Consider the following 14,755-nt stretch of genomic DNA (forward strand, 5'->3'; position numbering starts at 1 on the left):
GGCCGGCTTGGCCTTCGCCAGCGCCTCAACGCAAGCGCGGCTTGCGCAGCCTGCAACTCTGCATCGACCGGGCCGCATCGGCGCAGCCTTCGGATGCAGGCTTTCGGCTTGAACGCGGCCTTTTCGCGGCATTTGCCACAAAACGCGCGGGTGCTTTCCGGTTGAAAAGCCTGATAACGTTGACTACGCAGGAACCTCAGTGCCTCGCAGTCTTAGGAGCCCCGCGGCGTGCCTCAGGACAAGACCGGCGACCCCCGACAGTCGGCGGGCAACAAACTATCGGTCCTGCGCAAGCACCCGATCTTCGCGGATCTGGAGCCGGAAGCGCTCGATCAGCTTTGCCGCTACGCCAAGCACACCACCGTGAAGCGCGGCGCGACGATCGCTGCCAAGGGCGATCCCGGCAACAATCTGTTCGCGGTGATCACGGGGACAGTGAAGATTTCCTCCTCGTCGCCCGATGGACGGAACGCCATTCTCAATCTGATCGGTCCAGGAGAAATCTTCGGCGAGATCGCGGTGCTCGACGGCGCTCCCCGGTCGGCCGATGCGACCGCCAACACCAATTGCGAGCTCTACATCATCGATCGCCGGGACTTTCTGCCGTTCGTGAAGAGTCAGCCGGCGCTGGCGATGAAATTCATCGAGCTGCTCTGCGCCCGTCTGCGCTGGACCAGCCAGCAGGTCGAGCAGGTCATCCTCCAGAATCTGCCGGGCCGGCTGGCGAGCGCACTTCTCGGTCTCACCGAGGAGCGCAAGCTCGACTCCGGCAGCGGCACGCTCGCCATCACGCAGCAGGAGATCAGCGAGATGGTGGGGATGACGCGCGAGAGCATCAACAAGCAATTGCGCGCCTGGGCCGGCCGCAACTGGGTTCGCCTCGAGCACGGCGCCATCGTCGTGCTCGATACGGATGCGCTGCGCGAACTCGCCGAGAGCGGTCTCGACGGCGAGTAGTCGCTCCGTCTTAATCCTCGATGATCGCGACCGCGCGGGTCCAGCCCGCGGAGGCGCGTTCGATCTTCACCGGAAAGCATGAGACCGTGAAGCCGGTCGAAGGCAGCTGGTCGAGATTGTGCAGCTTCTCGAGATGGCAATAGCCGATGTGCCGTCCCGCCTTGTGGCCTTCCCAGATCAGGCCGGCATCCTTTGTTTCTGCATATTTCTTCGCGGTGTAGAGGAACGGCGCGTCCCAGCTCCAGCCGTCGGTGCCGGTCAGCCGCACCCCGCGTTCGAGCAGATACATGGTGGCTTCATAGCCCATGCCGCAGCCGGAATTGACGTAGTCGGCCTTGCCGAATTTGGCGCCGGCGCTGGTGTTGACGACCACGATCTCCAGCGGCGACAGCGTGTGCCCGATGCGCTTCAGCTCCTTCTCGACGTCGTCGGCACCAGCCACGTAGCCGTCGGGCAGATGCCGGAAGTCGAGCTTCACGCCGGGCTGAAAGCACCATTCCAGCGGCACCTCGTCGATCGTCCATGACCGCTCGCCGCGGTTCATGGTCGGATGGAAGTGCCAGGGCGCATCGAGATGGGTGCCGTTGTGGGTCGACAGCGAGACCTGCTCGACGGCCCAGCCCTGGCCATCGGGCAAATCCTGCGCCTCGAGGCCCTCAAAAAACTGCAGCATGCGGGGCAGGCCCTGCTGGTGATCGATATACTGGATGGTCGGATGGTTGCCCGGCGGATCGGCCGTCACGTCGTTTCTGAGCGGCACCGAGATATCGATCAGCTTCCGCGGCATGGGCATTCCTTCGAGATAGTCCGGTGTTTCGGACATCTTGAGGGGCCTGTCTTGGTCGCGTCAAGTCATGTGCCGGCGACGCAAGCCGTCCCGCCGGCTTCCACAACGACGCGAATTGCGCCAGATTGATCGATGCAACTGCTGCATCGATCAATGCCGGATTTGGCTTGGACATGGAATGCCGCGCGCCCTAGGGACGACATTGGCGCTTGACTTCACACCTGAAGGGGAGCGACCCAAGGCGGCGTGCAGCCTGCCGACAACGACATAATCAACCCAGGAGGAAGCCCAGATGAAGACACTCACCGGTATCGTCGCAGCCGTTGCATTGGTGCTCTCAGCGCCGCTGGCGACCGCACGCGACTTCCGCTCCGCCGACGTCCATCCCGCAGATTACCCGACCGTCGAGGCCGTCAAGTTCATGGGCAAGCAGCTCGCGGCGGCGAGCGGCGGCAAGCTCGGCGTAAAGGTGTTTCCCAACGGAGCCCTGGGCTCTGAGAAGGACACCATCGAGCAACTCAAGATCGGCGCGCTCGACATGATGCGGATCAACGCATCGCCGCTCAACAATTTCGTGCCGGAAACCATCGCGCTGTGCCTGCCGTTCGTCTTCCGCGACACCCAGCACATGCGCACCGTCCTCGACGGGCCGATCGGCGATGAGATCCTGGCGGCCATGGAGCCGGCGGGCCTGGTCGGCCTTGCCTATTACGACAGCGGCGCCCGGTCCATTTACACCGTGAAGGCGCCGGTCAAGTCGCTCGCGGACCTGAAGGGTCTGAAGATCCGCGTTCAGCAGTCCGATTTGTGGGTCGGCATGATCCAGAGCCTCGGCGCCAACCCGACGCCGATGCCGTATGGCGAGGTCTATACCGCGCTCAAGACCGGCCTCGTGGACGCTGCCGAGAACAACTGGCCTTCCTACGAGTCGTCGCGCCATTTCGAGGCCGCCAAGTTCTACAACATCACCGAGCACTCCCTGGCGCCCGAAGTCCTGGTGATGTCCAAGAAGGTCTGGGACACGCTGAGCAAGGAGGACCAGGCCATGGTCCGCAAGGCGGCCAAGGAATCGGTTCCCGTCATGCGCAAGCTCTGGGACGAGCGTGAGCAGGCGTCCCGAAAGACGGTCGAGGCCGCCGGCGTTCAGGTCGTGACGATCGCCAACAAGGCGGAATTCGTCGATGCGATGAAGCCGGTGTACCAGAAGTTCGCGGGCGACGAGAAGCTGCAGGGCCTCGTCAAGCGTATCCAGGACACGAAGTAACACCACAGCGTCGGGTCCGGCGTCGCCGCGAGGGCGACACCGGACCCTCGCAAGGAGACGCGGGAATGACAGACCCACACGTCGCAGACCACGAGCAGGGGGCAGTCGTGGCACGCCCGGCGACCGGCTTGCTGTCGCGCGTCAATGCCGTCGTCGCGCGCCTGGGCATGTATCTGTCCGTGAGCGGACTGCTCCTCATCGTCACCGTCGTGTTCTACCAGGTGTTCGGTCGTTACGTGCTCAATTCGAGCCCGACCTGGACGGAGAACCTTGCGCTGGTTCTCATCCTGTACGTCACGCTGATCGGCGCCGCCGTTGGCGTGCGCGATGCCGGACACATCGGGATGGACAGCCTTCTGGTGATGCTGCCGGATCACGCGCGCGAGAAGATCGAGCTCGTCATCCACGTCCTGGTGGCCGGGTTTGGCGTCGCGATGGCCTATAACGGCTGGATTCTCGGCGCATCCGTCGGGACCGTGAAGATCCCCAATCTCGGCCTGCCCGAGGTCATCCGCTATGTCCCGTTGATCGCCTCCGGCGTCCTGATCGTCTCCTTTTCAATCGAGCACATCATTGCTCTCCTGCGCGGCGAAGAGGTCGTCCCCTCATGGAACTGATCATCCTCGGCGCCACCTTCTTCGGCTTCCTGATCCTCGGCGTCCCCGTCGCCTTCGCGATCGGTCTCTCGGCGATCTGCACCATCCTCTACGAGGGTCTGCCGGTCGCCGTCATCTTCCAGCAGATGATGTCGGGGATGAACATCTTCTCGTTCCTTGCCATCCCGTTCTTCGTCTTCAGCGGTGAGCTGATGCTGCATGGCGGCGTCGCCGACAAGATCGTGCAGCTCGCCAAGAATCTCGTCGGTCACATCCGCGGCGGGCTCGGCATGTCGAACGTGGTCGCCTGCACCCTGTTCGGCGGCGTCTCCGGCTCGCCGGTGGCCGACGTATCGGCGATGGGCGCGGTGATGATCCCGATGATGAAAAAAGAGGGGTTCGACACCGACTACGCGGTCAATGTCACGACCCACGCCTCGCTGGTGGGCGCCTTGATGCCGACCAGCCACAACATGATCATTTATGCCCTGGCAGCCGGCGGCAAGGTCTCGATCGGCGCGCTGATCGCCGCAGGCCTCCTGCCGGCAATCGTGCTGATGGTGTGCATGCTGGTCGCCGCCTACGCTGTCGCGGTAAAGCGCGGCTATCCGGCCGGCAAGTTTCCGGGCTGGGCTGAGGTTTTTCGCTCGCTCGCGGCCGCGCTGCCGGGTCTTCTGATCGTCGGCATCATCCTGGCGGGCATCCTGTCCGGCGTCTTCACGGCAACCGAGTCTGCGGCCGTCGCGGTCACCTACACGATGCTGCTGACGTTCTTCATCTACCGCACCATGACCTGGAACAATTTCCTGCGCGCCGCCGCCAAGGCGGTGAAGACGACGGGCGTGGTGCTGCTGCTGATCGGCGTCTCCACCATGTTCCAGTACCTGATGGGGCTCTACGAGGTGGCGGACCTCGCCGGCGACCTGATGAGCAAGGTCTCCACGCAGCCCTGGGTCATCTTCCTGCTCATCAACGTCATCCTGTTCGTGCTCGGCACGTTCATGGACATGGCTGCGACCATTCTGATCTGCACCCCGATTTTCCTGCCGATCGCGATGAAGGCGGGCATGGATCCGGTGCAGTTCGGCATGCTGATGCTGATCAATTGCGCCCTCGGGCTGAACACCCCGCCGGTCGGAACCACGCAGTTCGTGGGCTGCGCCATCGGCGGCATTTCGGTGGGCGCGGTGATGCGCACCATCCTGCCGTTCTACGCCGCGCTGATCGCAGCACTGATGTTCGTGACCTACGTCCCTGCATTCTCGCTGTGGCTGCCCCGCCTGCTGATGGGTTACAAGGGCTAGCAGCTACAGGAGAAGCTATCAGTGACTGACTATCGCAAGCTCTTTGATCTCACCGGCAAGACGGCCGTGGTGCTCGGCGCCGCATCGGGCATCGGCAAATCGTCGGCCGAGGCGCTGGCTGGGCTCGGGGCCCGCGTTGTTTGCGCCGATCGCGCGCTTGACGCCGCGGAGGCGACCGCCGCCGGCATTCGCGACAAGGGCGGCTGGGCTGAAGCAGCCAGCTGTGACGCCGCAAGCGCTGCGGACGTCAATGCGCTGGCCAAAACGGTGATGCAGAAATTTCCGCGGCTCGACATCGCGGTGACGACGCCCGGGCTCAACATCCGCAAGACCATCCTCGACTACACCGACGAGGATCTCGACCGTGTCCTCAACCTCAACGTCAAGGGCACGGTGTGGTTCTTCCAGGCCTTCGGCCGCATCATGGTCGCGCAAAAGGGCGGCAGCATCATCGCCTGCTCGTCGGTGCGCGCGGTGACCATCGAGCCGGGCCTCGGCGTCTACGGCTCGACCAAGGCGGCGATCGGCCTGCTGGTGAAGGGCTTTGCCTCCGAGGTCGGCCATGCCGGCGTGCGCGTCAACGCGATCGCGCCGAGCATCGCGGAGACCGCGCTGACCGGCCCGTTCAAGCAGCGGCCTGACATCTATAATCTCTACGCCGGCCATACCGTGTTCAACCGCTGGAGCAGCGCCGACGAGGTCGCGACCGCCGTGGCCTATCTCGCTTCGGACGCCGCGAGCTATGTCAGCGGCAGCACGATGTTCGTCGATGGCGGCTGGACCGCCGTCGACGGCCCACCGACCGGTCTCACCCAGCTGCACAAATAGGGCGTCATCGGCATCTAGCCGGTAAAGCCGGCGCGCTGGCCCAGGTCCTTCCGATCTGCGCCAGTCAGCAACGCTATCAGCGCCGCCGCCTCTTTCGGATGCGCCGCCCGCGCGGTCACGCCGGCCGTGTACATCGTCACGAGTTCGCAGCCGGGAGGCAGCGCCCCTGACAGGGCAATGCCGTCTGTCGCGATGATCTCGGTCGCCTGCGTGCATCCGATCGGCCGCGTCGCTGTGGACGCCGCGAGCTCCCGCATCGCGGTTGCACCGTTCGGAAAGATCTTGAGGCGCGATGCCACCTCATAGGCGATGCCGAGCTGGTCCAGCACTTTTGCGAAATGCTGGCCCGCGGTCGAGGCCTTGGTGTCGGGGACGTAGATCGCGTCGGCGCTGCGCAGCACCTCGCGCAGATCGGCCTCGGTCTTCACCGTCACCTTGGCATCGCGGCTGCGGACCGCCAGCGCGGTCTCGACCCGGCCGACATCCGTGATCGAGGAGGGGACGACGAGCTTCTCCTCGGCAAGCCTTGCAAGCAGCGCCTGCGTCAGGATCACGAGATCGGCCGGCGCGCCCGCGCGCAGCTTGTCCGCCATCTCGCCGACCGCACCAAATTCGCCGTCGATACCGAGGCCGGTTTGCGCCTTGAAGGCCTCGGTGACGCCGCGCACCAGGCCTTGTGCCGCGCCTCCGCTCAAAACGTTCATTGTCGTCAAGACGCACGCTCCATCGCTGCAAGGATCTTGTCGCGCGTGATCGGCAGGTCGCGCACGCGGACGCCGAGGCAATCGTGAACCGCATTCGCGATCGCCGCCGTCACCGGCCCGTGCGCAGCCTCGCCGGCGCCGACCGGCTCGATCTCCGGGCGCTGGATGATCTCGACATCCACCGCCGGCACCTCGCTGAAGGTCAGGATCGGATAGTCGGTCCAGGAGGTCGAGGTGATGCGCGTCCGGTCGAAGCGGACGCGCTCCTTCAGCACCCAGCTCGTGGCCTGGATTGCGCCGCCCTCGATCTGGTTGATCACGCCGTCCGGATTGATGGCCTCGCCGACATCGACGGCGAGCGTCAACCGCCTCACGCTGATATCGTCGGCGCCCTCGATCTCGGCGATGGCAGCGCAATAGGCGCCCGTATTCTTGTAGCGGGCAAAGCCGACGCCGTGGCCGATGCCCGATCGCTTCTGCGGCTTCCACGCGGCGCGCTTCGTTGCGGCGCGGATGACGTCTCTGGCCCGTTCGTCCCGCAGATGCCGCAGACGGAACGCGATCGGATCTTCGCCGCGCAGGGCGGCGATCTCGTCGAGCAGGGACTCGATGGCGAACACGTTGCCTTGGCCGCCCAGCGTCCGCAACGCCGAGGTCCGCACCGGCATGGTCAGCAGCCGGTGGCTCGTGATCGTCCAGCCCGGGAAGTCATAGAGCGGAACGGAGTTGCGGTCGCCGCCGCCGCCATTGGCAGCCGGCGGGTTGGTCGAGATCATGCGGGGATGGGGATTGGCGATCTCGGTTGCCGCGAGCAGCGCCGGCTGCGCCGCGCGTCCCGGCCGCGCCGCATGGCCGTTGCTCCAGATCGCATGGCGCCAGCCGGTGATCTCGTTGCCTGCGTCGAGATCGGCCTCGATCTCGATGGCCATCGCCGCCCCAAAGGGCGCGTGGGACATCTCGTCGTGGCGTGACCACTGCACCCGCACCGGACGGCCGCCAGCGGCCTTGGCCAGGAGCACGGCGTCGAGCGCGACGTCGTCGGCCGCGTTGTGCCCATAGCATCCGGCGCCCTCGATGTGCTCGACGACGATGTTCTCGGCCGGCAGCATGAGGACGATTGCGAGATCGGCGCGCAGCAGGTAGACGCCCTGGCTATGCGTCCAGACATGGACACGATCGCCGTCCCATTGTGCGACGGCGCAGGACGGCGCGATCGAGGCGTGGGCGATGTAGGGGCGGGTGTATTGCCGGCGGAGGGTTTGGGCGGGTTTGTGCGCTGGCCCCGCCGCCTTGGCGTCGATGACGGTGGTCTCGAGCGGTTGGCTCTTCAAAAAGCCCGCCAGATCGTCTTCATCCGGCAACGGCTCACCGGCCGACCACGTCGCGCCCTTGCGCAGAGCCTTGAGGGCCGCGTCCACCGCCGCCTCGTTGTCGGCGACGACGCCGGCAAAGCCGCCGTCGCGGACGATCGCAACGACGCCGGGGACGGCGCGTGCAGCCTCCTCATTCAGTGCGATCAATTTGGCGCCCGAGATATCCGGCCGCAGCACGCGCCCATGCACCAGTCCCGGCAGCGCAAGGTCGTGAATGAAGCGCGGCCGCGCGAACACCTTGTCGGGAATGTCGACACGCTGGACCGAGCGTCCGGCGACGGTGCGCCCGGCGGCACTCTTCGCTGTCGGGCCTGGGGTGGCGTCCTGGTCGAGCGAGACCTCGTCCATCAACTCCCAATAGCTGGTCCTGACATTGCCGGGACCCGAGATGGTGCCGTCATCGATATCGAGCCGCGATGCATCGACGCCGAGACGTTCCGATGCCGCGCGAAGGAAGCGCTGGCGCACCTCGGCACAGACCTGGCGCAGCGCGCGGCCGGACTGCTGGATCGAGAGACTGCCCGAGGTGACGCCTTCATTCGGGCTGGTCGCCGTCGAAGCGCGGATCATCTGGATCCTGACGATCTCGACGTCGAGCTCGTCCGCCGCGATCTGCGCCAGCGCCGTGACGATGCCCTGGCCGATCTCGACCTTGCCGGGCGAGATCACCACACGGCCGTCATCGGTGAATCGCACCCATGACGACAGCTTGGGATTGGCCGCGAGGCTGACCGGCAGCTTCGGGGCAGGAGAGGGCGCGCTCATGACGTCGCCACCTCTGCTGCCGCACGCAACACGGCGCGGACCATGCGGTTGTGCGACCCGCAGCGGCACAGATTGCGATCCAGCGCGGCCCTGACCTCGGCCTCCGTCGGGGACGGATTGCGCTTCAGCAGCGCCGCCGCGCTGATCAGGATCCCCGCGACACAATAGCCGCACTGCATCGCCTGTTCGGTGATGAAGGCGCGCTGCAGCGGATGCGGCTGCTCCACTGTCCCGAGGCCTTCCACCGTGACGACGTCCTTGTCCGTGACCGACCACATCGGCATGTCGCAGGAGGCCATCGCGCGGCCGTCGACCATGACATGGCAGGCGCCGCACTCCCCGGCGCCACAGCCGAAATGCGGCCCAGTGATGCCGAGTTGGCTGCGTAGCACATCAAGCAGCATCTGGTCGGGATCTACATCCACGGCGATCGCCGCGCCGTTGAGCCGGAATTGAACGGAGGGCATGAGCAGTACGGCCTCAGGACTTGTCGAATTTCTTGACGACGTCGGCCCATTTCTCGATGTCGCCGCGCAGGAATTTGTCGAACTGGTCCGGCGTCATCGACATGGGCACGGCGCCCTGTTCCGTCCAGAGCTTGACGATGTCGGGTCGCTTCACCATTGCGTTTACGGCCGCATTGAGCTTGTCGATCACGGGCTTGGGTGTTCCCGCGGGCGCCATCAGGCCAAGCCAGATCGTGGCCTCGTAGCCTGCGACACCGGCTTCACCTGATGTCGGCACGTTCGGCAGCACGGTCGAACGCTGCTTGCCTGTCGTGGCGAGCGCGCGCACCTGATTCTCGGCGATGTTCGGCGCCATCGCCGGCACCGCGTCGATCATCATCTGCACCTGTCCGCCGATCACGCCGCTGCGCGCCTCGCCGCTGTTGCGATAGGGCACGTGCACGACATCGATGCCGGCCATGGCTTTGAACAGCTCGCCGGCCATGTGGTAGGGCGTGCCTTGGCCCGAGGAAGCGTAATTCAGCTTGCCCGGCTGCGCCTTGGCGAGCGCGATGAACTCGGCCAGCGTCTTCGCCGGGACCTGCGGGTTCACCACGATGACGAGATCGGAATAATTCACCGGCGCGATCGGTGCGAGGTCGCGCATCAGCTCGTATTTGCGCTTGTCCGCCGTCAGCAGCGATTCATTCGCGGTCTGGGTGTTGGACATCATCAGCAGCGTGTAGCCGTCGGCCGGTGATTTCGCGGCCTCAATGGTGCCGATGACGCCGCCGGCGCCGGTGCGGTTCTCGACCACGAAGGGCTGACCAAAACTCTCCTGGAGCACGTTGCCGATCAGCCGGGCCGCGACGTCGGCCGGCCCGCCCGCGCCGAACGGCACGACGATACGGACCGAATGGCTGGGATAATCCTGCGCGAATGAGGGGGCTGCGGAGAATGCGGCAAGCAGGCCGGCCGCCAATGCCAGCACGGATCTTCGGGCGATCATGCCCACCTCCCTGATATCGTTCTTGTTGGCCGGCACTGTAGCGGCAGGGAATGCGGACTGTCGACGGCTCACAAAGCCGATTGTATCAGGGACTATCGCCCGGTGTTCGGTGTGACTGCGCCGCCTTCGCGCTTGCAGCAGGAACCCGCGGCGCGCGCGCTTTGAGCAAATCGCATGGGCCGTGCCGGATAAATGCGCTCGGCTGGCTGGTATTTTGGTGTTACGAACTGGGACATGAACCAGCACGCCAAAATCGAAATCCGCCATTCGACCTGTCCGCATGATTGCCCCTCGGCCTGCGCCCTCGATGTCGAGGTGGTCGAAGGCCGCAGCATCGGCCGTGTCCGCGGTTCGAAAAAGCAGACCTACACGGCCGGTGTCGTCTGCGCCAAGGTTGCCCGCTACGCCGAGCGCATACATCACCCCGAGCGGGTCACGTTTCCGATGCGCCGCATTGGGCCGAAGGGCTCGGGGCAATTCGCGCGCATCTCCTGGGACGAGGCGCTGGACGAGATCGGGCATCGCTTCAATCAAGCCGAACGCGAGTTCGGCGCGGAATCGATCTGGCCCTATTATTACGCCGGCACGATGGGCCTGGTGATGCGCGACGGTCTCAACCGTCTCACGCATGTGAAGAAATATTCGCGCTTCTATCAGACCATCTGCGCCAATGTCGCGCGCATCGGATTCGCGATCGGCACCGGCAAGATCGCCGGCGTCGATCCGCGCGAGATGGCGCTGTCCGACCTCGTCGTGATCTGGGGCACCAACCCCGTCAACACGCAGGTCAATGTGATGACGCACGCCTCCCGCGCCCGCAAGGAGCGCGGCGCGAAGATTGCGGCGGTCGACATCTACGACAACGAGACTATGAAGCAGGCTGACATCAAGATCATCCTGCGCCCCGGCACCGACGGCGCCTTCGCCTGCGGCGTCATGCATGTCCTGTTCCGCGACGGTTACGCCGACCGCGCCTACATGGACACATACACCGATTGCCCGGCCGAGCTCGAGGCGCATCTGAAGACGCGCACGCCGGAATGGGCGTCCGCGATTTGCGGCGTTCCGGTGGCCGAAATCGAAGCCTTCGCGAAAGCGGTTGGCGAGACCAAGCGTACCTTCTTCCGCTTTGGCTACGGCTTTACGCGCAGCCGCAACGGTGCCACGCAGATGCACGCGGCAAATAGCATTCCCGCGGTGACCGGCGCCTGGCAGTATGAGGGCGGCGGCGCCTTCTTCAACAATTACGCGCTGTGGCATTTCAACGAATCCATCATCGAGGGCCACGACGCCATCGACCAGAGCATCCGTGCGCTCGACCAGTCCAAGATCGGCCGTATCCTCACCGGCGATGCCGAGGCCCTGCGCGGCAAGGGGCCAGTCAAGGCGTTGCTGATCCAGAACACCAATCCGATGACGGTGGCGCCGGAGCAGGCGCTGGTGCGGCAAGGCTTTGCGCGCGAGGATCTGTTCGTCGCGGTGCACGAGCAGTTCATGACCGAGACCGCGCAAATGGCCGACATCGTGCTGCCGGCCACCATGTTCATGGAGCATGACGATCTCTATTACGGCGGCGGCCACCAGCACATCTCGGTCGGGCCGAAGCTGATCGACCCGCCCGGCGAATGCCGCTCCAACCACGAGGTCCTGCAGGCCCTGGCGCCGCGGCTCGGCGCCAGACATCAGGGTTTCGAGATGACGCCGCGCGAACTGATCGACGCGACCTTGAGGCTGAGCAACCACGGCGACATCGGCGGCCTCGAGGCCGACATCTGGCGCGACCTGCAACCGGACTTCCGCACCTCGCATTATCTCGACGGGTTTGCCCATGCCGACGGGAAATTCCACTTCAGGGCCGATTGGGCGCATCCGCCGTTCGGCGTGACCATGGGCGATGTCGACAAGATGCCGGCGTTGCCGGACCATTGGGCGGTGATCGAGCACACCGACCAGGCCCATCCGTTCCGGCTCGCGACCAGCCCCTCGCGCAGCTTCCTCAACACCACCTTCAACGAGACGCCGTCCTCGCAGGCGCGCGAGGGCAAGGCGAGCGTGATGATCCATCCGCTGGATGCCGCCGCGCTCGACATCGCCGACGGCGATGCGGTGACGCTCGGCAATGCCCGCGGCGAGACCACGCTAGTGGCGACGCTGTTCGACGGCGTGCGGCGCGGCGTGCTGATCGCGGAGTCCGTTCATCCCAACAAGAACCATATCGGCGGGCGCGGCATCAACATGCTGACCGGAGCCGAAGCCGTGGCGCCGATCGGCGGGGCCGCGTTCCACGACAACAAGGTCTGGATCAGGAAAGCGGCCACCCCTTAGGGGCTGCACTCGGTGACGCCGTAGCCCGCGAACTCCTTCGCAATGTTCGGGTTCATGGACTTTGCCTGCGCGATGTCGGTGGCGCCGTCGCCGCCGTTCTTGCGGGTGGCGATGCCGCGGCCGAACAGCGACGATGAGGAGCGCGGGTTGCGCTGGATCGCGTCGGTGTAATCCTTGATCGCCTCAGTGGTCCGGCCGAGCTTGAGGTTGACGAGCCCGCGGCTGTCGAGCGCATCGCTCAATCCGGGATCGACCTGGAGCGCCAGATTGCAGTCGGCGAGCGCGCCCTGCAGATCGCCGCTCGCCGCGCGCGTCCAGCAGCGATTGTTGAGCGCCTCGCCATCCCCAGGATTGCGACGGATCACGACGTCGAAATCCTGCATGGCGTGCGCGTAGGCGCGCTTGATCGCGTAGACTTGGCCGCGCTTGTAACGCGAGGCAACGTCATTGGCGTTCGCCGCGATCTTGCGGCTGAGATCGGCGATGACCGGATCCCTGGCGAGATCGTCGGCGCTCGGGGCGGGCTCTGCCTGCGGCACCTCGCAGACTGGCTTCTGCGGCTCGGGTTTCTGAGGCTCCGGCTTGGTCGGATCGCCCGCCTTGGTGTCGGGCGGCCGCGTCACCGAATCTGCGAACGAGAATTCCGTGGTGAGCGAGGACGACAGCCACGGCACCTGCTCGCGCCTGGTGGCGGCGACGACGCCGTTCTTGGTGTTGGTCAGGGCCTGCTCGGCGCTGATGTTCGGCGCACGCATCTCGCGCAGCAGCTCGGCGACGAACAGGCCGTGCTCGGTCTTGCCGCTGGCCGCGACCGCGCCGAGCGCGGCGGAGTAGAGCACGAGCGAATTGCTCGGCGCGATCGCCGGGGCAAGGCCTGCCGAATAGCGGCGGAAGCGCCGCTCGAACGGGTTGCGACGCGAGGCGTCGATCAGCGCGATATTGATCGCCGCGCCGCGCGTGTTCATTTCGGCGAGGATGGTGTCGAGGCTGAAGCCGTCGCGCGCCACATCCGGCTCCGTCCAGATCTGCGCGTCGACCGGAAGCAAATAGGTCTGCCGGTTCGACTGGATGGCAAATCCGTCGAAGAAGATCAGCGCCACCGCGCCACGTTCGATCCGGGCGTAGAAGCGATCCAGCACCTGCCGCATGGCGTCGGCCGTGAGATTGCTCTGCCGGTCGACGACGAAGCCGTCGCGCTTCAATTCTTCAGTGACGTCCTGGGTGTCGTTGGCGACCTCGTTCAGCACGAACTCGTTGTCGGGATATCTCGCATTGCCGATGACCAGCGCCAGTTTCGCGGCATCGGCCGCGTGGCTTGCGGGCGCTGCGCCCAGCACGAGCAAGCCTGTCAGCAACAAAATCGTCGCGGCGCGCATGAAATGGCTCATCGGTGATCAAAATCTCCAGTCAGGATAACGGCCGTCACCCGCAATTCAATCACCAAGCGAATTTGCGCCCACACGCTATGGTAACACGGTGTTGCAGATTGCCCTTGCGCGCGACGCCCGTCCTGCCGCAAATGGCTGCAAAATGGATGGCAAGGAAGCGAGCGTACCATGACCGACACCACAGCAATCATCACAGAGAAGCGCGGGCAGGCGTTCTGGATCACCATCAACCGGCCGGAGAAACGCAACGCGCTGAACGGCGAGGTCATCGCCGGCATCACCAAAGGCTATCGCGACGCGCACGACGACAAGGACGTCCGCGTCATCGTGCTGACGGGCGCGGGCGACAAGGCGTTCTGCGCGGGCGCCGATCTTCACAATTCCGGCGCGGCTTTCGCGATGGATCATTCCAAACCAAATGTCGACTATGCCGATCTGTTACGTTTGTCACAGAACGCCACCAAGCCCGCGATTGCGCGGGTCGGCGGCGTCTGCATGGCCGGCGGGATGGGCCTGCTCTGCATGACCGACATGGCGGTCGCGGCCGATCACGTCGTCTTCGGCCTGCCGGAGGTGAAGGTCGGCGTGTTTCCGTTGCAGGTGCTGAGCCTGCTGCAGTCCATTGCGCCGCCGCGGCTCGTCAACGAATGGGCGCTCACCGGCGAGCCGTTCGATGCGAAGACGGCGCAAGCCGCGGGTCTGCTCAACTACGTCGTGCCCACCGCCGAGCTCGATGCCAAGGTCGACTGGCTGATCGGCCGCATCGTCGACAAGTCGCCGACCGCGATCCGTCGCGGCAAATACGCCATGCGTGCCATCGCCTCGATGTCGTTCGACGAGAGCATCGCCTACACCGAAAGCCAGATCGCGCTGCTCGCGATGACCGAGGACGCCAAGGAAGGGTTGAAGGCGTTCAGCGAAAAGCGGAAGCCGGTCTGGACGGGAAGGTGAGGGGCGCTACCGCGCACGCAACTCGTAGGGTGGGTTAGCGTAGCGTACCCACCGCTTC

13 protein-coding genes are annotated in these 14,755 nt (G+C 65.2%); 7 read left to right on the plus strand and 6 right to left on the minus strand.

What is annotated here, in order from left to right:
- The first annotated feature begins 228 nt into the window (after positions 1-228).
- Positions 229-957 carry a Crp/Fnr family transcriptional regulator gene (locus GGD65_RS11885; RefSeq protein ID WP_092260910.1) on the plus strand — a complete coding sequence of 243 codons (729 nt, stop codon included), beginning with the start codon at positions 229-231 and terminating at the stop codon, positions 955-957.
- Positions 958-967: 10 nt separating this feature from the next.
- On the opposite strand, the gene GGD65_RS11890 is transcribed toward GGD65_RS11885, so the two are convergent.
- Entirely contained in the window at positions 968-1,744 is a 777-nt protein-coding gene (locus GGD65_RS11890) for a cyclase family protein (RefSeq protein WP_183235506.1), read from the minus strand.
- 292 nt (positions 1,745-2,036) lie between these two features.
- Here GGD65_RS11890 and GGD65_RS11895 point away from each other — a divergent pair, with 292 nt between their 5' ends.
- The 4 genes from GGD65_RS11895 to GGD65_RS11910 all read left to right on the plus strand — a co-directional run bounded on the left by GGD65_RS11895 (position 2,037) and on the right by GGD65_RS11910 (position 5,736).
- The gene (locus GGD65_RS11895; protein ID WP_091959369.1) at positions 2,037-3,008 is read left to right on the plus strand and encodes a TRAP transporter substrate-binding protein; all 972 of its coding nucleotides are present in this window, start codon (positions 2,037-2,039) and stop codon (positions 3,006-3,008) included.
- A 65-nt stretch (positions 3,009-3,073) separates the two neighbouring features.
- On the plus strand, positions 3,074-3,625 hold the full coding sequence (locus GGD65_RS11900; RefSeq protein ID WP_092260914.1) for a TRAP transporter small permease: 552 nt from the start codon (positions 3,074-3,076) through the stop codon (positions 3,623-3,625).
- Positions 3,616-4,908: a TRAP transporter large permease gene (locus tag GGD65_RS11905; RefSeq protein WP_092260916.1), complete on the plus strand. Its 1,293-nt coding sequence runs from the start codon at positions 3,616-3,618 to the stop codon at positions 4,906-4,908. The genes GGD65_RS11900 and GGD65_RS11905 overlap by 10 nt, the downstream gene beginning before the upstream one ends.
- 21 nt (positions 4,909-4,929) lie before the next feature.
- Positions 4,930-5,736, plus strand: a complete 807-nt coding sequence (locus GGD65_RS11910) for an SDR family NAD(P)-dependent oxidoreductase (RefSeq protein ID WP_183235370.1) — start codon at positions 4,930-4,932, stop codon at positions 5,734-5,736.
- 14 nt (positions 5,737-5,750) lie between these two features.
- Here GGD65_RS11910 and GGD65_RS11915 read toward each other — a convergent pair whose 3' ends face one another.
- Genes GGD65_RS11915 through GGD65_RS11930 form a run of 4 tightly spaced genes read right to left on the minus strand, consistent with a single transcriptional unit; the run spans position 5,751 to position 10,033 of the window.
- On the minus strand, positions 5,751-6,449 hold the full coding sequence (locus GGD65_RS11915) for a substrate-binding domain-containing protein (protein WP_183235371.1): 699 nt from the start codon (positions 6,447-6,449) through the stop codon (positions 5,751-5,753).
- Positions 6,446-8,578: a molybdopterin cofactor-binding domain-containing protein gene (locus tag GGD65_RS11920; RefSeq protein WP_183235372.1), complete on the minus strand. Its 2,133-nt coding sequence runs from the start codon at positions 8,576-8,578 to the stop codon at positions 6,446-6,448. The genes GGD65_RS11915 and GGD65_RS11920 overlap by 4 nt, the downstream gene beginning before the upstream one ends.
- Complete coding sequence (locus GGD65_RS11925) at positions 8,575-9,045, minus strand: (2Fe-2S)-binding protein (protein ID WP_179735610.1); 471 nt, start codon at positions 9,043-9,045, stop codon at positions 8,575-8,577. The genes GGD65_RS11920 and GGD65_RS11925 overlap by 4 nt, the downstream gene beginning before the upstream one ends.
- A 13-nt stretch (positions 9,046-9,058) precedes the next feature.
- A complete protein-coding gene (locus GGD65_RS11930) occupies positions 9,059-10,033 on the minus strand; it encodes a tripartite tricarboxylate transporter substrate binding protein (RefSeq protein WP_179735608.1) in 975 nt (324 codons plus the stop codon).
- 234 nt (positions 10,034-10,267) lie between these two features.
- On the opposite strand from GGD65_RS11930, the gene GGD65_RS11935 reads away from it, so the two are divergent.
- Positions 10,268-12,358, plus strand: coding sequence for a molybdopterin oxidoreductase family protein (locus GGD65_RS11935; protein WP_183235373.1), 2,091 nt, complete (start codon positions 10,268-10,270; stop codon positions 12,356-12,358).
- On the opposite strand, the gene GGD65_RS11940 is transcribed toward GGD65_RS11935, so the two are convergent.
- Entirely contained in the window at positions 12,355-13,746 is a 1,392-nt protein-coding gene (locus GGD65_RS11940; protein WP_183235374.1) for a caspase family protein, read from the minus strand. The genes GGD65_RS11935 and GGD65_RS11940 overlap by 4 nt on opposite strands.
- A gap of 168 nt (positions 13,747-13,914) precedes the next feature.
- On the opposite strand from GGD65_RS11940, the gene GGD65_RS11945 reads away from it, so the two are divergent.
- The gene (locus GGD65_RS11945; protein ID WP_183235375.1) at positions 13,915-14,697 is read left to right on the plus strand and encodes an enoyl-CoA hydratase/isomerase family protein; all 783 of its coding nucleotides are present in this window, start codon (positions 13,915-13,917) and stop codon (positions 14,695-14,697) included.
- Positions 14,698-14,755 lie beyond the last annotated feature (58 nt).

The sequence above is a fragment of the Bradyrhizobium sp. CIR18 genome (assembly GCF_014198295.1).
Lineage (GTDB): Bacteria > Pseudomonadota > Alphaproteobacteria > Rhizobiales > Xanthobacteraceae > Bradyrhizobium.